The organism is Leucobacter chromiireducens, from assembly GCF_003917135.1.
GTDB classification, from domain to species: domain Bacteria; phylum Actinomycetota; class Actinomycetes; order Actinomycetales; family Microbacteriaceae; genus Leucobacter; species Leucobacter chromiireducens_A.
Genome location: NZ_RPDI01000010.1, coordinates 65,734 through 82,723, shown reverse-complemented (window position 1 = coordinate 82,723; position 16,990 = coordinate 65,734). Strand labels below are relative to the sequence as shown.

Below are 16,990 nucleotides of genomic sequence, written 5' to 3'. Positions count from 1 at the left end.
TTCGGCAGTAGAGTCAAGAACTATGGCGCGAGACCTTGAACTCCGAGACGAGCGGATCCTTGCCCTGCTCGAAGGGCAGGAGCAAGTGTCCGTTGCTGAGCTCGCAACGCGGCTGGCGGTCTCCGAGGTGACGATCCGCAAGGACCTTGACCGACTCGCGCGCAGCGCGCTCGTCGAGCGGATTCGGGGCGGTGCGCGACTGCGGGGGGCCGAGGAGGGCGCGCTGTCGGTCCGCCTGGGGCACCGTGTGGCCGCGAAGCGTGCAATTGCGCGGCGCGCCGCCGGCCTGGTCGGACCGGACGCGGTGATCGCGCTTGATTCGTCATCGACGAGCTACTACCTCGCGCTCGAACTCGCCGAGCGGAGCGACGTGACCGTGGTGACAAACTCGCTGCGCGTGGCAACGCAACTCATGGAGCACAGCGCGATCGAGCTCGTGCTGCTCGGCGGTACGGTGCGGCGTACCTCGTCGTCGACGGTGGGCTTCCCGGTCGAGCTGCTTCAGCGGTTCGGGCGGATCGATATCGCGTTCCTTGGGGTGTCGGCGCTCTCCGCGGAACAGGGGCTCCTCGAGCGCGCATTCTCCGAGGCTGAGACGAAGCGCATGATCGCCTCGGTGTCGGAGCGGGTGATTGGGCTCTTCGACTCGTCGAAGAGCGCCGGGTTTGGGCAGCACGGCGTTGTGGGAGCAACCGCGGTCGAGCGCCTCATTACCGACGATGCGTTCGCCGCGGAAGAGGTTGCGCGGTGGCGTGCACTCGGCGTGGTCGTCGACTGTGTCGCGATTCCGGGGTAGTGCGGGGCACGATCAGTTCGGGCGCGTGGTGTTGCGCGTGTGTGATGTAGTGTTCTAAAGCGATAACTTGAACAGCTTCACACATCAAAGGAGATCGTCATGGGAGAAGTTTCGCCGACCGGCCCGGCAGTGATCACGGGCGGTGCCCGCGGGCTCGGGTACTCGCTTGCCCAGGCGCTTGCCGCTCAGGGCTCGCCCGTCGCGCTGCTCGACATCCTTCCCGAGGTGACCGCCTCGGCCGCGCGGATCGCCGAGGACTACGGTGTGCGCGCGGTTGGGCACGTGGTCGACGTCACCGATCAGGACGCTGTTGCGGATGCGTTCGCGCAGATCGGTTCGGAGCTCGGCACGCCGCAGGTGCTTCTCACTGCAGCGGGTATCACCGTCTGGAACGACTCGGTTGACGTGTCCGCCGCCGAATGGCGCCGCGTGCTGTCGGTGAACCTCGACGGTACCTTCTTCGCGGCGCAGGCCTTCGGGCGCGGGCTGCTCGCGGCTGGGCTGCCTGGCAGCGCGGTGTTCGTTGCGTCGATGTCCGGGTCGATCGTGAACGTGCCGCAGTTCCAGGCCTCGTACAACGCCTCAAAGGCCGCCGTGGCGCACCTGGGCAAGTCCCTTGCCGTGGAGTGGGCGGCCGCCGGCATTCGAGTCAATTCGATCTCGCCTGGCTACTTCCTCTCGGACATGACCGCGCAGTTCACGGAGCAGAACCCCGAGCTTGCGAGAGAGTGGGTCGCCCGGATTCCGGCGGGGCGCATGGGGCAGCCGAGCGACCTTCACGGTCTCGTGACGTTCCTCGCGTCTGACGCCTCGGCGTACCTGACCGGGCAGGATCTCGTGATCGACGGCGGCTACACCGCCATCTAGCTGCCAGCCCCGCCTCGCGGCTAGTGGATCTCGGCGATGAGATCGCGGTAGACGTCGAGGCGGGGGTCTGCCGGGTGCAGCTCGGTGACCAGCGCATCGATATCGCCGAGCTCGAGGGACCGGAAGCGGGCCTGCGTCTCGAGCTTGGTTGAGTCCAGTGCGAGCACCAGGCGGTTCGCTGCGCCGGCGAGCGTGCGCTTGTACGACACCTGGGCGAGCGTATTCTCGCTCGCGCCGAGCTGCTGGTCGAGGCTCAGTGTCGACACGAACGCCGTGCCGATCATGAAGTGCGAAAGTGCGGCTTCGGCGAGCGGTCCGACCAGCGAGTCGTTCTGCGGTTCTTGCTCGCCCCCGGTCAGGAACACACTGGCGTGCGCCCGCGTGCGGAGCGCCTGGAATGCCGGAAGTCCGTTCGTAATCACCGTCAGATCCTGCGCCTCCTGCGCGTCGTGCGCTTCGGCAAGGCGGTCGGCGAACGCGCTGATGGTGGTCGACGAGTCGAGTGCGATCACCGACTCAGGCTCGACGAGCCTGAGGAGCTTGTGCGCAATCGCTTCCTTCGCGGTCGCGTTCAGGTGACGTCGGTGCATAAAGCTGTCGCCGGTGAGGGCGATGATCCCGCCGCGCACCCTGCGCGCGATGCCGCGATTCACCAGGTGATCGAAGTCCCGCCTGATCGTCATGGGGTGCACGTCCCACTCAGCGGCCGCCGCGTTCACGAGGAGCGTGCCGTCCCGCCCAAGCGCGGCGGACATCGCGTCGCGTCGCTGCTCGGTATCCAGCGTTCCGTTTACGGCCATGTGCGTCGCACTCCTTGGGCTCCTGGCTCCGGGTCTGGAGCAGCTCAGCGTGAACTTCATTCTAGGATCACGAATGTTTCAGTTATATTTTGTGTGAGTATGAACACGATATAACATGTAACCCAATCGCAATGACCCTCACGAGGAAGTGAAACACGATGGACGCTCCCGCTGCCACACGCGCGTATGCCGCGGTGGATCTTGGCGCCTCGAGCGGCCGGGTCGTGCTCGGTACCGCCCACGGGCAGCGTTGGAGCTTTACCGAGGTCCATCGCTTCGAGAACGGGATCGTTGACACGCCTCACGGTGAGGCGTGGGATCTGGAAACGCTGTTTGCGGAGACGCTCACTGGCCTCGCGAAGGCCGTGAGGCTGTGCGCCGATCGCGGGGACACCCTTGCCGGCATCGGCGTGGACTCCTGGGGTGTCGACTGGGTCCTCCGTGCTCCGGACGGAACCATTGAACTGCCAGGTCGGAGCTATCGGGGAGCGCCAGACCCCGGCCCGGCGATCGCCGCACGCGCAGTCCCTGAGACCGAGGTGTACGCGGTCAGTGGAGTGCCCGACCAGGCAATCAATACTGCGCTGCGGCTCGCGGCCGAGGCCAAGCGGCGCGACTTCTCCGGTGAACAGCTGCTGTTCGTCCCCGACCTGTGGCTATTCTGGCTGACCGGCGTTGTCGGAACCGATCCCACCATCGCGTCGACGAGTCAGCTGCTCGATGCGCGGACTGGCGAATTCTCTGCGCGGCTCGCCGCGGCCAACGGTCTCAGCGGAGTGCGGTTCCCTCCCGTTGAGCCCGTTGCCTCGCTGGTCGGCCCAGTGCTCCCCGAGCTGCGTGATCGGATCGGTGCGACCACAGACATTCCCGTGTATCGCGTCGCCGGTCATGACACCGCTGCCGCATTCGCGAGCGCTGCGCCGGCGACGAGCGGGGCTTCGGAGGCGCTCATCTCGAGTGGCACCTGGTCACTGGTTGGCGGAGTCCTCGCTGCACCCGTGACGACTCAGGAAGCAGCATCACTCGGCTTCACCAACGAGCGCGGTGCGTCGGGGACGCTGTTGCTTCGCAACCTGACCGGGCTCTGGATGTTGCAGGAGTGCCTGCGCGAGTGGGGCGCGGGGCCAGAGGAGCGGGACGAACTGCTCGCGAGCATCGAGGCGCTGCCGTTCGATGCACGGACCTTCGACACGTCGTCCCCTGAGCTCCTCGGTGCCGGCGACATGGAGCGCCGCGTGCGGCGGCTCTGCGCTGTGGCAGGGCGTCCAGTCGAGGCATCGCGGGCGAGCGTGGTCCACGCGATCGTCGACAGTCTTGCCGTTGCATACGCCGCCGGCGTCGACGCCTTCGAACGTGTGACGGACGTCCGCGTCGACCGCATCCGCATCGTCGGCGGTGGCTCTCGGAACGCGCGGCTCTGCCGGCTCACGGCCGAACTCGCGCAACGGCCAGTGCTCGCTGGGCCAACCGAGGCCTCCGCTTTCGGCAACATCGCCCTCCAAGCGCAGGCGAGCGGGGACGTCACGAGCGCGGCAGCAGTGTTCGCGACGCTCGGCGCGGAGCACATCCGGTCCTTTCCCTATCCAGACCCAGACCAGGCACCCGAGGCCAAGGAGCTCCAGCAATGAGTGAGACCGCAAGCGCACGCATCGACGAAATCGTCGAACTGACCCGACGCGCCGGAGACCCGGGGCACGGGTTTGCGATCCTTGCCGAAGGGAACACCTCCATCCGCACCGCACCGGACCGGATGCTCGTGAAGGCGACAGGATCGTCGATGCGTGGCGCAACTCACGAGAGCTTCGTCGAGGTGGACCTGCCAGCGTTCTGGGCGGCGATCGATGCTGGGCCGGCCGATGACGCGCACGTGCGTGAACTCTTCTCGCGTGCGACCACCTGGGGGAACGGCCGGCCATCGGTGGAATCGCTGCTCCACGCGGTCTGCCAGCGCCTCGACGGTGTGGACGCTGTCGTGCACACGCATCCGGTTCCCGTGAACACGCTGCTCTGCTCGGACCAGGCGGAACTCCTGGTTGCCGGGTCGCTGTTTCCTGACCAGATCGTGGTGATGGGACGCCACGCGTTGCTCATTCCATACGTTGATCCGGGGCTTCCGCTCGCGCGTGCGGTTGCGGCGTCGCTGGATTCGCACCTGCAGGAGCACGGTGAGCGGCCGCGCGTGATCTACCTGCGCAATCACGGGATGTTCGCGCTTGCGGAGACCGCGGAGGAAGCCGTCTCGATCACGGAGATGGCCGTGAAGTCGGCACGAGTGCTCGCCGGGGCGCTCACGATCGGTGCGCCAGTGTTCCTCACCGAGGAGCACGCCGACCGGATTGATACGCGACCGGATGAGCTGCTGCGCCGCTCGCTGCTCGCGGGATAGGCACCATGCACATGAATGCACACACTGCCGGCGCGAGCCGGGGATTGCAGAGGGGACAAGCGATGGACAACGTCACGGGGAAGGTCGCGCTCGTTACGGGAGCGAGTTCCGGGATTGGTCGCGCGTATGCGCGTTCGCTCGCCGAGGCCGGCGCGAGCGTCGTGCTGGTGGGTCGCAACGCGGAACGATTGCGCGAGGTGGCGTCTGAACTTCCCGGCGAGCACCTTGCGGTGCCAGCGGATGTCGCAGCGGAGGGGAGCGCGGCGGAGATACTGCGCCTCGCAGTTGAGCGCTTTGGGCGGGTTGATATCGTGCTCGCGAACGCGGGGCTCTACCTCCCGGGGGACTTCGCTGAGGCGGATCTCGCGGCCGTGCGCGCGCTGCTCGACGTGAACGTATTCGGGGCCATGGCCATCATCCGCGAGGCGCTCCCTGCGATGATCGCGGCCGGGGCTGGGGACATCATCGTCACCAGCTCGGTGTCCGGGCACCAGGCGATTCACTGGGAGCCGATCTACTCGGCTTCGAAGCACGCGATGCAGTCCTTCACGCACGGCGTGCGACGGCAGCTCGTCGGGACGGGCGTACGCATCGGCGCGATCGCGCCCGGGGTCGTGCTGAACGAGCTCTGGGGCATCGGCGAAGCGGACGAAACCGCCGCACAGATTGCCGCGGCGACCGGGATCGATTCGCGCGATGTCGCCGAGGCAGTGCTGTTCATGCTGAGCCGACCCCGCCACGTCAACATCCGGGATCTTGTGATCCTCCCGACCTCGCAGGAGATTTGAAATGACACAGACCTCGACAACTCGCGAGCCACTGCTCGAGGCGAGTGGCATCGTCAAGACGTACGGTCATGTGCGCGCGGTGCGCGGTGCTGACTTTACGGTCTACCCGGGCGAAATTGTCTCCCTGATCGGGGACAACGGCGCTGGAAAGAGCACACTCGTGAAGATGCTTTCCGGCGCGGTGCGCCCCGACGAGGGCACCATCCGTTTCGAGGGGGCTCCGATCACGTTCGAGAGCCCGCAGGATGCGCGTCGCTACGGGATCGAGACGGTGTATCAGGACCTCGCGCTCGCGCAGGACCTTGATCCGGCGGCAAACCTGTACCTCGGACGCGAGCTGCGTCGTGGTGGGCTGCTCGGGGCGCTCGGTTTCCTCGACAAGCGTGGGATGCTCGATACCGCCGAGCGAGAGATGTCGGATCTGGGCGTGAAGCTGAAGGACATCACCGCTCCCGTCGCCGAGCTTTCCGGCGGCCAGAAGCAGTCGGTCGCCGTGGCCAGGGCCGCCATGTGGGCGAAGCGGATCATCTTCATGGATGAGCCGACGGCCGCGCTCGGCGTTGTCCAGACGAAGCAGGTGCTCGATCTCATCAAGCGGGTCAGCGACGCAGGCATCGCTGTCGTGCTCATTAGCCACAACATGCCGCAGGTGCTCGAGGTGAGCGATCGCGTCGAGGTGCTCCGGCTGGGTCAGCGCGTCGCAACGTTCACGGCCGCGGAAGCGACGGTCGAGGATCTCGTCGCCGCAATGACGAGCGGCGAAACGGAAGGGAAGGTGCGATGATCGCCCCCAACGAAGAAACTCAGTCCACGGCGGTCATCGGCTCGGCTGAGCTGTATCAGCGCCCCTCGCTCTTGAAGCGTGTGCTCGGGAGCGACACCTTCCGGTTGTTCCTCGCGATGGTGGCGCTCATCGTCCTGTTCGGGCTCCTGCGCCCGGGCGCATTCTTCACCCCGAACAACTTCATCAACCTCCTGACCGACGCCGCGATCCTGCTGGTGATGGCCGCTGGGGCGACCTATGTGATCATTACCGCTGGCATTGACCTCTCCGTCGGCGGCGTGCTCGTGTTCGCGAGCGTCGCCGGCGCGATGACGATGTCCGCGATCGGCGACGGCTCGCCGCTGACGCTCCTCATCGGACTCGTCGTCTCGCTCGTGGCGGGCACCGCGTGGGGGGTGCTGAACGGTGTGCTCATCGCGAAGGCACGGATCCCGGCGCTGATCGTCACGCTGGCGACGATGGGCGCCTCGCTGGGCGCTTCGCTGCTCATCACCGGCGGCGTCGACGTGCGCAACGTTCCGTTCGAGCTGGTCGACACCGTCGGCGCCGGGCGCATTCTCGGGATCCCCGTGCTCGCGGTGATCGCGATCGTGGTCGCGGTGATCTTCGGGGTGATCCTCGCGCAGACCCGATTCGGCCGGTACACCTACGCGGTCGGGTCGAACGCTGAGGCCCTGCGCCGCACGGGCGTCAACGTCGACCGGCACCTGATCAAGGTCTACGCGCTCGCCGGCCTGCTTGCCGGGCTTGCCGGCTACCTCTCGGTTGCGCGCTTCTCAACGACCACGCTGGGCGGCCACTCGACCGACAACCTGTCGGTGATCACCGCTGTCGTGATTGGCGGCGCGAGCCTGTTCGGTGGCCGCGGCCTCATGATCGGCACCGTGATCGGCGTGTTCATCCCGGTGATTCTGCAGAACGGCTTCGTGATCCTGAACGTCAGCCCGTACTGGCAGCAGATCGCGGTTGGCGCAGTGTTGCTCGGCGCCGTCTACCTCGACCAGATGCGGCGCCGCAACAACAGCAGATAGCCGTATCCCCCCTCTTGTCATGCACCACCATCCACCCACGAAAGCAGGAAAGACATGAACATCATCAAGCGCAGTGCCGCGCTTCTCGCGGTGTCGGCTCTCGCCGTCTCGCTCGCAGCGTGCACCACGGGAAGCCAGAACGCAGAGTCCGGCGGGACCGAAGCGAGCGGGCAGCTCACCGAGGCCGACCTCGCTGGCAAGACCATCGGCTTCATCCCCGGTGTGAACGATCCCTTCTACATTTCGATGCAGTGCGCGATCGAGACGGCGGCTGAGGAGTACGGCCTCGAGGTGTCCGCGCAGATTCCCGAGCAGTTCGAGGCGGCAGTGCAGACGCCCATCGTGAACTCGATGGTCGCGACCAAACCCGTCGCGCTCCTCATCGCACCGACCGACGGGAAGGCGCTCGAGCCGCCGCTGAAGCAGGCCGTCGACGCCGGCATCCCCGTTGGGCTTGTCGACACGACGTTGGACGATCCGGAGCTCGCGTTCACCTCGGTCGCGACGGACAACGAGCAGGGCGGGGCCGCGGCAGCGGATGCGCTCGCGGAGCTGGTGGGCGGGAAGGGCAAGGTCCTCGTGATCGCGTTCAAGGCCGGCGCATCAACGTCTGACGCGCGACAGAAGGGCTTCGAGGATCAGATCGCCACGCACAGCGGGATCGAGTACATCGGCGCGCAGATCAACGACAACGACCCTGCGAAGGCCGCGTCGATCGTCCAGGCTGCGATCGCTGCAAACCCCGACCTGACGGGGATCTTCGCGACGAACCTATTCGCTGCACAGGGTGCCGCGACGGGGCTGCGCAACGCGAACGCGCAGGGCGACGTCAAGATCGTCGGCTTCGATGCCGGCTCGACGCAGATTGAGCAGCTGGAGCGCGGCGACGTGCAGGCGCTCGTGGCGCAGAAGCCGGGCGACATCGGCACTCAGGCCGTCGAGCAGGCGGTCGCGCACCTCACCGGCGGCGAGGTGACCCCGCAGATCGGCACCGAGACGGTGGTCATCACGCAGGAGAACCTCGCGAGCATGCAGGATGCGATCTACAAGGAATCCTGCGGCTAAGAGAATCGCGATCGGGCGGGCGCTGCGTGCTCCCGCCCGGTCGCGATCGATTGTGAGCCCACCCACTCCGAGCACCGAGGAGACGCCGTGACCGGCATCGGAATGATTGAACTCCAGGCGAATCAGCCGGCGGCCCGGCCATACCGCGGCGGCAGTGGCATCGCGCGCTTTCGCGGCGCCACGCAACCCGACGCGTTCCGCCCGGAGGACTTCCTCGGCTCAACCACGGAGGTGCACGCCGGAGGCGGTGTCGGTCTCACTCGCTTACCGGATGGCCGGCTCCTGCGCGACGCGATCGCGGCTGACCCGATCGGATTTCTCGGCACCGCGACACCGCGTGGTGATGCGGGCGAGAGCGGGCTCCTCACAAAGCTGCTCAGCACCGACGAGCGGCTCTTCGTCCATGCACACCCCACCGACGAGTTCGCACGGACACACGAGCTGGGGTGTGTGGGGAAAACCGAATCATGGTTCGTGCTCGACGTCGCCCCGGGCGCTGACCCGTACGTGCTGCTTGGCTTCGCTCGGGAGGTCGCCCCTACCGAGCTGGCCGACTGGTTCGAGGGCCAGCGCGTCACGGACATGGTCGCCGCGATGCACCGAGTCCCGGTTGCTCCTGGCGACACCTTCCACGTGCCTGCCGGGCTGCCGCACGGCATCGGACCCGGTCTCACGCTGGTCGAGCTGCAACAGCCTGCCGACCTCTCCATTCTGCTGGAATACTCCGGGTTTCCCGGGCTCGACCGGGACGCCGCACTGCTCGGCATGCCGCGGGACCGCGCGCTCGCGGCGATTCGACGCGAGGCGATCGCGGCGGAGGAACTCGCTGGGCTGCGCGCGAATCGCCCCGAAGCCGGGCGCGTGCAGCGACTCTTTCCCGCCGCGGCTGATCCGTTCTACTCGGCCGAGCGCGTGCGGCCTGGTCGGACCGAGACGACTCTGCGCGCAGGGTTCGCGATCATCGTCGTGCGTGCGGGCGTGGGGGCGATCCGGACGACGCGCGGTGCCATCACGGCTGCACCGGGCAGCGTCTTCCTTGCGCGCCATGACGCTGGCGAGCTGCGTATCGGCCCGGACCTCGACCTCATCGTGTGCCGCCCCGCTGAGGGATCGGTGTGAGGGAGGCGCCCATGCTGCTCGGCGTCGACCTCGGCACGACGAGTGTCAAGGCGGTCGTGTTCACACACGCCGGCCGCGCCGTTTCCCTCGGGCGGCGCACCACCCCGTGGACCACGACGACCGAAGGCGCTGAAACACGCGCAGAGGCGTTGCGCGACGCGACCTTCCTCGCGATCAGGGACGCGCTCGATGCGGCACCCTCCGGCCGCGTCGCCGGTGTCGGGATCGCGAGTTTCGCCGAGGCCGGTGTGCTGCTCGACGCCGAGGGCGCATCGCTTGCCCCGGTGATCGCCTGGTACGACCGCCGCGACGAACGCGAACTCACGGAACTGACTGAGCAGCTCGGCGGATCCTTCTCACGAACGACGGGCCTGCCCCTCGCGCAGCAGTGGTCGCTCACCAAGAGCCGGTGGCTTGGCCGGCACCACGCCGCAGCGGTTGCGCGCGCTCAGCTGCGCCTCAACGTCGGCGAGTGGATCGCGTTCGCGCTCGGCGGGCGGGCGGCAAGCGAACCGTCTCTCGCGTCGCGCACCGGGTGGCTCGCGCTGGCGGACCGGGCGCCCTGGCCTGCCGCGCTCGAATTCGCCGGGGTCTCAGGTGAGTGGCTCCCCGAACTCGCGGATGCCGGCACCGACCTTGGGTCGGTGCGGGCCGGGATCCACCCGCGCCTCACCGGCGCGCGCATCGCCGTCGCCGGCCACGATCACCAGGCCGCCGCGATCGGCGCCGGGGCCTGGCACTCCGGGGACACGCTCGACTCCTGCGGCACCGCCGAGGCGCTCGTGCGCACCACCGATCCAGCGCTGAGTCCGGAGGTGATTGAGCGGCTCACTGCCGGCGGCGTGACCGTTGGCTGGCACGCGCTGCCAGGACACTGGTGCCTGCTCGGCGCGACCGAGGGCGGCCGCGCGCTCGGCGCGCTCCTCGCAGCGTTGGGCGTCAGCGACCTCACTGCCGGCCTCGATGAGCGGGCCCGCGCGGTGCACGCATCAGGCGGCGATGCGGTTGGTGAGCTGCCGAGTGTCGGCTCGGATACGAGCAACGCCGACATTCGTGCGCGCGCCGCCGCGGCCCGCGACCACGCAGCCGCTGAGGACGCCGCCGCCCGCCTGTGGCTCGGCTCGGTCGAGCGTGTGACGCGCGAGGCGCGGGCGCTCGCGGCGCTCATGGCCACCGCAGCTGGGCCGAGCGAGCGCATGCTGGCGGTCGGCGGCTGGACCGCGAGCCAGGCACTCGTCGACGCGAAGCGGAGGCAGCTTGGCCGCGTCGAACTCCCGGAGATCGAGGAAGCTGGCGCTCGGGGTGCCGCGCTGTGCGCCGGGGTCGCGGCGGGGATGTGGGATCGTGTTTCTGACTCGACGTTCTAGGCAGGCACGTGCCGGTGAGCCCCCGCTCGTTGGGCTACCCGGCGTCAGGGGTGAGCGGTCGACCCCAGTCGATGTCCTCGGTGCACCACTCCTCGAGCCGTTCGCTCGGGAGGACCTCGAAGAGCGTACCCGGGTGGGCGACCGCGGACGCGCCCCAGCGCACCGCGGTGCGCACGGCGTCGCGACGATCGGCGCGGGCGGCGAGGAAGCCTGCGAGTGTCGCGTCGCCGGCGCCGACCGCGTTCACCACGCGGTCCGGCCGTGCGCCAGCCCAGAGTTCCCCCGCTCCGTCGACGAGCAGCGCCCCATCGGCCCCCAAGCTGACGAGCACCGCGCCAACGCCGTGCTGCTCACGCAGCGCGCGTGCGGCGTCACGGACGTCGCCGAGCGTGCTGAGCTCGCGACGCACAATCTCCGAGAGTTCGTGAGCGTTCGGCTTGATCAGGTCGGGTGCCGCGAGCAGGGCGGCGGACAGCGCGGCGCCGGAACTGTCTACCGCGGTGAACAGCCCGAGCTCTCGCCCGAGCGCGACGAGCTCCGCGTGCAGCGTCTCGTCAGTGCCGGTCGGCAGGCTGCCAGCAGTGAGCAGTGCGTCGGCGCCCTGCGCGGCGAGCGCGCGCGTGCGGTCCGCGAGCGCGCGCCGCTCACCGGGCCCGAGCGGCGCACTCGACGTATTGATCTTGGTGTCCGGCTGCCCGGCAACCAGCAGTGTGACGTTCGTGCGCACCGGGCCGCCCGACGTGAACGAGTGCGGCACGTCGAGCGCGGCCAGCTCGCGCGTCATGAACTCCGTGCCGTCGCCGGCAGCGGCAATGACCGCGTGCGACGGGATCCCGGCGCGCTGCAGCGCAACCGAGACATTCACACCCTTGCCGCTCGGCTCGCGCTGCTCGTGCGCAGCGCGGTGCACGAGGCCGAACGTGAACTCGGATACCCCAATCGTCCAGTCGATCGCGGGGGACGGGGTCACGGTGATCAACACCGTCCTAGTCTACCAATGGCGCCGGTTTCGGGGCCCAGAGGAGGAACACATGATTGCATCGCCTGAGCTCATCACAGCATCGCGGCACACTGGCGTGCTCGCCGTGAACATTGTGACGATCGAGCACGTGCTCGGCGCGATTGCCGGGGCCGAGCGCGCGGGAAAGCCGCTCATTCTCCAGCTCAGTGAGAACGCGATCGCGTTCCATGGCGCCGTCGAGCCCATTGCTGCAGCGGCGCGCGCCGCGGCCGAGCTCGCGGCTGTGCCGGTTGGCCTGCATCTCGACCACATCACCGACCACGCGCTCGCCGCGCGCGCCCCCGCGCTGGGCTTCGGCTCGGTGATGTACGACGGCGCCGCGCTGCCGTTTGCGGAGAACATCGCACGCACCCGTGAGGTCACCGAGCTGCTGCATGCGGCGGGGGTGCGCGTCGAAGCGGAACTCGGCGAGATCGGCGGAAAACTCGGTGCGCACGCCCCGGGCGTCCGCACCGACCCGGCCGAGGCGGCCGACTTTGTCTCGCGGACGGGCGTCGACGCGCTCGCGGTCGCCGTCGGCTCCGAGCACGCCATGACGACGCGCGACGCGCGACTCGATCTTGGCCTCATCGCTGAGCTCGCTGCCGCGGTTCCGGTGCCGCTCGTGCTGCACGGCTCATCGGGCGTCTCGGACGCTGGGATCCGGGCCGCCATCGCCGCGGGGATGACGAAGATCAATGTGGGTACCGCACTGGGCGTCGCGTTCACCGCGGCGTCCCGCGATGCGCTCGCTGATCCTGCGCTCGTCGATCCGCGGAAGTTTCTTGCGCCGGCGCGCGCAGCGGTCGCGGACGAGGTCGCCCGTCTCCTCGACACGGTGATCGGCTAGCTATGGCACGCGCAGTCGCGGTCGGCGTCGACTCATCGACCCAGTCGTGCAAGGTTGAGCTGCGCGCGATCGAGAGCGGCGAACTGCTCGGCTTCGGCGCTGCGCCGCACCCGCACACCGTGCCGCCGATCAGCGAGCAAGATCCCGAGGCGTGGTGGGATGCGTTCGTGGCCGCGCTCGGGAACGCGCGTCGTGCGGCAGGCGACGTCGATATCGTGAGTCTCGGGATCGCGGGGCAGTGCCACGGATTCGTGCCGCTTGATGCGGCTGGGCGCGTGATCCGGCCCGCGAAGCTCTGGAACGATACGACCGCTGCCCCCGAGCTCGCGGCGCTCGTCGCAGAGGTGGGGGCCGCTTCCTTTGCTCGCTCGGTTGGCTCGGTGCCGACGGCGGCGTTCACCATCGCGAAGATCGCCTGGCTCCGAGCCAACGAGCCGCACCACTTCGCGCGCCTGCGTACGATCCTGCTGCCGCACGACTACCTCGCGTACCGGCTCACTGGGCGGTTCGCGACCGATCGCTCGGATGCCTCAGGTACTGGCTACTTCGATCCAGCAACGAACCGCTACCGAATCGAGCACCTGCAGCGCATCGATGCCGAGGTTGACTGGGCCCCGATGCTGCCTGAGGTGCTTGGCCCCGAAGGCAGTGCGGGAACGGTGCTCCCGGGGATCGCTGCAGAGCTGGGGATCCGAGTCGGCGCTCGCGTCAGCGCCGGCGCCGGGGACCAGCACGCCTCGGCGCTCGGGCTTGGGATCCGCGACGGCGACCTCGCGTGCTCGTTCGGGACCTCGGGGGTGGTGGTGACGACGACCCCCGAGCCACTCGCGGACGAGACCGGCATCGTGAGCGGTACGGCAAACCTCACCGGAGGATTCCTGCCCCTCGTGTGCACGCTCAACGGTGCGAAGGTGACCGACGCCTTTGCGCGGATCCTTGGCGTCGATCATGCCGAGCTTTCGCGACTCGCGCTGACGGCGGGTGCTGATGGTCCGGTCCTCGCTGCATATCTCGACGGAGAGCGCACTCCGAACCGGCCAGGCGCGGCGGGGCTCCTCGCGGACATCACGACGGAAGTCACGCGCGAGGAGATCGCGCGCGCAGCAGTTGAGGGCGTGGTGTTCGGGCTCCGTGTCGGTGTGGAAGGCATCGATCGATTGGGGATCGACACCGGGGGCGACGTGTTCGCCATCGGTGGTGGCGCGCGCTCCGAAGCAACGACGCAGCTGCTCGCGGACGCCCTTGATCGCGAGGTGCGGCTCGTCGACGCGGCTGAGCCGGTGGCGCGCGGGGCGGCGGTGCAGGCCGCGGCCGTGCAGCACGGTGTGCCGGTCGGTGAGCTGGGCGAAGCGTGGCGGCCGGTGGAGCTGCGCGCCGTTGCACCTCGCGGCGCGGGGTTCACCGCCGAACGGTACGTGCGTTACCGCGAGGCCGCAGCGGTCACGGCGCTCGACACCTAGCCGAGCGCCGTGACCGGGCGCAGCGGCACCCGGTCGCGTTTAGCGCCGGGCGCTCATGCGCCCGGCGCCGGGGGTGTACGTGGTGACCGGCGCTGACCGAGCGACGACCGCGCGCAGCTCAGCGAGCCCCTGACCGATCTGTCCGAGTGCCTGCGCCTGCACCAGCATGTTGCCCATGGCGGTTGCCTCGACGGGCCCGGCGACCACCGGAAGACCCGCGCGATCCGCGATCGCCTGGCACAGGAGCTGGTTCTGCGAGCCGCCTCCCACCACGTGAATGACGCGAACCTCTCGGTCAGCGAGCCGGGCCCCTGTCGCGACGGCGGCGGCGAACGCGGTCGCGAGGCTCTCCACGATCGAGCGCACCACCGCTGCCTTGCCGTCCGGCCCGCGCTCTCCGCGCTCACTGAACCAGGTGTCGATGCGGCCGGGGATATCCCCAGGCGGCATGAAGATGGGGTCGTTGACGTCAAAGATGGGAATCGGGCCAGGGACCCGCGCCGCAGCGTCGAGGAGCTCAGCAAGCCGGCTTGAACGCTGCGCGTCGGTGCCCCGTTCCCAGTGCCGGAGCGATTCGGAGAGCAGCCACAACCCCATGACGTTGTGCAAGAACCGGGTCGTTCCGGCGACGCCGCCCTCGTTCGTGAAGTTCGCCTCGCGTGCCGCCGCGCTGAGCACGGGGGCGTCAAGTTCGAGGCCGACGAGACCCCAGGTGCCGCACGACACGTAGGCGAAGTCGGTTCCCGTGCTCGGGATCGCAGCGACGGCCGATGCCGTGTCGTGCGATGCCACCGCGACCAGCTCAAGCGGACGCCCGACGACCGCGGCGACCTCGGGGGAGAACGTGCCGAGACGGGCACCAGGGTCAACGAGGGGCGGGAGGATCCGGCCGGGGATCCCCAGCGAATCCGCGAGCGCGAGATCCCAGTCCTGTGTGCGCGCATCGAGAAGCCCGGTGGTCGAGGCGTTCGTCCGCTCGGCGACCTCGGCACCGGTCAGCCAGTGCGCGAGCAGGTCGGGGATGAGGAGGAGTCGGTCGGCGCTCGCCAGCACATCGCCCTCGGCCGCAAGCTGGAAGATCGTGTTGAACGGGAGGTGCTGCAAGCCATTGCGAGCGTAGAGTTCCGCAGCCGAGACGCGCCCGTGCACCGCGGAGACGCCGGCCTCGCAGCGCGCGTCACGATAGTGGTAGGGGACACCGAGCGGTCGACCGTCTCGGAGGAGGCCGTAGTCCACCGCCCACGAGTCGATGCCCACCGATGCGATCTCGCCGGGTGCGCCGCGCTCCGCGAGCGCGAGGCCGGCGAGGGTCTGGCGGTACAGCTCGAGCAGGTTCCAGTGCAGGCCGTCCCGTGTGCGCACCGGGTCGTTCGCGAAGCGGGCGATGTGCTGCGTGCGGAGTTCGGGCCCCGCCTCGCCTGGCTCGATGCGGCCGACGATCACTCGGCCGCTCGTCGCCCCGAGATCGACCGCGGCGACCCGGCCAGGCACCGTGCGTCCCACCGCGCTACGCGCCCCAGCTCGCCTGCGCGCCGCCGACGCGCTCGGCGGCGATGCGCTGCTGGTAGCCGGATGAGGCGTACGCGGCCATCGGGTCGGCTGGCAGGCCGCGCGACTCGCGCCACTCCGCGAGCGCCGGGCGCACGTCCGTGTAGAACGCGTCCATGTACACGGCGTTCGCGCCGAGCACGTCGCCCGCGGCCTCCGCGGCAGCGAGCGCGTCGCGGTCGAGGAGCAGTGCACGCGCCGTCATCTCCTGCACGTTGAGCACGGAGCGGATCTGACCGGGGATCTTCTCCTCGATGTTGTGGCACTGGTCGAGCATGAACGCGACGTCGGGGTTATTCAGGCCGCCGCCGCGGACCACCTCGGCGATGATCCGGAACAGCTGGAACGGGTCGGCGGCGCCAACGATCAGGTCGTCGTCGGCGTAGAAGCGGCTGTTGAAGTCGAACGCGCCGAGCTTGCCGAGGCGGAGCAGCTGCATCACGATGAACTCGATGTTCGTGCCCGGCGCGTGGTGGCCGGTGTCGAGGCAGACCATCGCGCGCTCGCCGAGGGCGGTGACCTGCGCGTACGAGGTGCCCCAGTCGGGAACGTCGGTGTGGTAGAACGCCGGCTCGAAGAACTTGTACTCGAGCACGAGGCGCTGCTCGCCCGAGAGCCGTGCGTAGACCTCCTGCAGCGACTCCTGCAGCCGGTCCTGGCGGCCGCGCATGTCGACCTGACCGGGGTAGTTGGAGCCGTCGGCGAGCCAGATCTTCAGGTCGCGCGAGCCCGTGGCGTCCATGACGTCGATGCAGCGCAGGTGGTGATCGATCGCCTTGCGGCGGATCGCGGGATCCACGTGCGTGAGGGCGCCGAACTTGTAGTCCTCGTCCTGGAACGTGTTCGAGTTGACCGTGCCGAGGCTGACCCCGAGGTTCTCCGCGTGGGTGCGCAGCGCCGCGTAGTCGTCGACGAGATCCCAGGGGATGTGGAGCGCAACGGCGGGCGCGAGGCCGGTGAGGCGGTGCACCTCAGCGGCGTCGGCGATCTTCTCGAACGGGTCGCGCGGGGTGCCGGGGGTCGAGAACACCTTGAACCGCGTGCCCGAGTTGCCGTACGCCCACGAGGGGACCTCGATCGCCTGCTGTGCGAGGGTGGCGAAGTGTTCGGGAGTCAGCTGCGTGCTCAT

16 protein-coding genes are annotated in these 16,990 nt (G+C 68.9%); 12 read left to right on the top strand and 4 right to left on the bottom strand.

Annotated features, from left to right (window positions below):
* Nucleotides 1-22 precede the first annotated feature (22 nt).
* Together EGM46_RS06900 and EGM46_RS06895 are read left to right on the top strand one after the other, a co-directional pair.
* On the top strand, nucleotides 23-796 hold the full coding sequence (locus EGM46_RS06900) for a DeoR/GlpR family DNA-binding transcription regulator (RefSeq protein ID WP_125099419.1): 774 nt from the start codon (nucleotides 23-25) through the stop codon (nucleotides 794-796).
* A 99-nt stretch (nucleotides 797-895) separates the two neighbouring features.
* The gene (locus EGM46_RS06895) at nucleotides 896-1,663 is read left to right on the top strand and encodes an SDR family oxidoreductase (protein ID WP_125099418.1); all 768 of its coding nucleotides are present in this window, start codon (nucleotides 896-898) and stop codon (nucleotides 1,661-1,663) included.
* A 20-nt stretch (nucleotides 1,664-1,683) separates the two neighbouring features.
* Here the strand turns inward: EGM46_RS06895 and EGM46_RS06890 are convergent, their stop codons facing one another.
* Nucleotides 1,684-2,463: a DeoR/GlpR family DNA-binding transcription regulator gene (locus tag EGM46_RS06890; protein ID WP_164512831.1), complete on the bottom strand. Its 780-nt coding sequence runs from the start codon at nucleotides 2,461-2,463 to the stop codon at nucleotides 1,684-1,686.
* A 158-nt stretch (nucleotides 2,464-2,621) separates the two neighbouring features.
* On the opposite strand from EGM46_RS06890, the gene EGM46_RS06885 reads away from it, so the two are divergent.
* From EGM46_RS06885 to EGM46_RS06850, 8 genes are all read left to right on the top strand, one after another.
* Nucleotides 2,622-4,091, top strand: a complete 1,470-nt coding sequence (locus EGM46_RS06885) for a rhamnulokinase (RefSeq protein WP_125099416.1) — start codon at nucleotides 2,622-2,624, stop codon at nucleotides 4,089-4,091.
* A complete protein-coding gene (locus EGM46_RS06880; protein ID WP_125099415.1) occupies nucleotides 4,088-4,849 on the top strand; it encodes a class II aldolase/adducin family protein in 762 nt (253 codons plus the stop codon). The genes EGM46_RS06885 and EGM46_RS06880 overlap by 4 nt, the downstream gene beginning before the upstream one ends.
* 62 nt (nucleotides 4,850-4,911) lie before the next feature.
* Entirely contained in the window at nucleotides 4,912-5,637 is a 726-nt protein-coding gene (locus EGM46_RS06875) for an SDR family oxidoreductase (RefSeq protein WP_125099414.1), read from the top strand.
* A gap of 1 nt (nucleotide 5,638) precedes the next feature.
* Nucleotides 5,639-6,421 carry an ATP-binding cassette domain-containing protein gene (locus EGM46_RS06870; protein ID WP_125099413.1) on the top strand — a complete coding sequence of 261 codons (783 nt, stop codon included), beginning with the start codon at nucleotides 5,639-5,641 and terminating at the stop codon, nucleotides 6,419-6,421.
* Nucleotides 6,418-7,452 carry an ABC transporter permease gene (locus tag EGM46_RS06865; RefSeq protein WP_125099412.1) on the top strand — a complete coding sequence of 345 codons (1,035 nt, stop codon included), beginning with the start codon at nucleotides 6,418-6,420 and terminating at the stop codon, nucleotides 7,450-7,452. The genes EGM46_RS06870 and EGM46_RS06865 overlap by 4 nt, the downstream gene beginning before the upstream one ends.
* Nucleotides 7,453-7,506: 54 nt before the next feature.
* Complete coding sequence (locus EGM46_RS06860; RefSeq protein ID WP_125099411.1) at nucleotides 7,507-8,517, top strand: ABC transporter substrate-binding protein; 1,011 nt, start codon at nucleotides 7,507-7,509, stop codon at nucleotides 8,515-8,517.
* Nucleotides 8,518-8,604: 87 nt separating this feature from the next.
* On the top strand, nucleotides 8,605-9,636 hold the full coding sequence (locus EGM46_RS06855) for a class I mannose-6-phosphate isomerase (protein ID WP_125099410.1): 1,032 nt from the start codon (nucleotides 8,605-8,607) through the stop codon (nucleotides 9,634-9,636).
* The gene (locus tag EGM46_RS06850) at nucleotides 9,633-11,003 is read left to right on the top strand and encodes an FGGY-family carbohydrate kinase (RefSeq protein WP_125099409.1); all 1,371 of its coding nucleotides are present in this window, start codon (nucleotides 9,633-9,635) and stop codon (nucleotides 11,001-11,003) included. The genes EGM46_RS06855 and EGM46_RS06850 overlap by 4 nt, the downstream gene beginning before the upstream one ends.
* Before the next feature lie 34 nt (nucleotides 11,004-11,037).
* Here EGM46_RS06850 and EGM46_RS06845 read toward each other — a convergent pair whose 3' ends face one another.
* Complete coding sequence (locus tag EGM46_RS06845) at nucleotides 11,038-11,985, bottom strand: 1-phosphofructokinase family hexose kinase (RefSeq protein ID WP_125099408.1); 948 nt, start codon at nucleotides 11,983-11,985, stop codon at nucleotides 11,038-11,040.
* A gap of 49 nt (nucleotides 11,986-12,034) precedes the next feature.
* Between EGM46_RS06845 and EGM46_RS06840 the strand changes: the two genes are divergently transcribed.
* The gene (locus tag EGM46_RS06840; RefSeq protein ID WP_125099407.1) at nucleotides 12,035-12,853 is read left to right on the top strand and encodes a class II fructose-bisphosphate aldolase; all 819 of its coding nucleotides are present in this window, start codon (nucleotides 12,035-12,037) and stop codon (nucleotides 12,851-12,853) included.
* A 2-nt stretch (nucleotides 12,854-12,855) separates the two neighbouring features.
* Nucleotides 12,856-14,313 (top strand): xylulokinase, encoded by a 1,458-nt coding sequence (gene xylB, locus EGM46_RS06835; protein WP_125099406.1) that lies wholly within the window; start codon nucleotides 12,856-12,858, stop codon nucleotides 14,311-14,313.
* A 39-nt stretch (nucleotides 14,314-14,352) separates the two neighbouring features.
* Here xylB and EGM46_RS06830 read toward each other — a convergent pair whose 3' ends face one another.
* The gene (locus EGM46_RS06830) at nucleotides 14,353-15,816 is read right to left on the bottom strand and encodes a rhamnulokinase (protein ID WP_241156222.1); all 1,464 of its coding nucleotides are present in this window, start codon (nucleotides 15,814-15,816) and stop codon (nucleotides 14,353-14,355) included.
* Between the two features lie 4 nt (nucleotides 15,817-15,820).
* Complete coding sequence (gene rhaI, locus EGM46_RS06825; protein WP_125099405.1) at nucleotides 15,821-16,990, bottom strand: L-rhamnose isomerase; 1,170 nt, start codon at nucleotides 16,988-16,990, stop codon at nucleotides 15,821-15,823.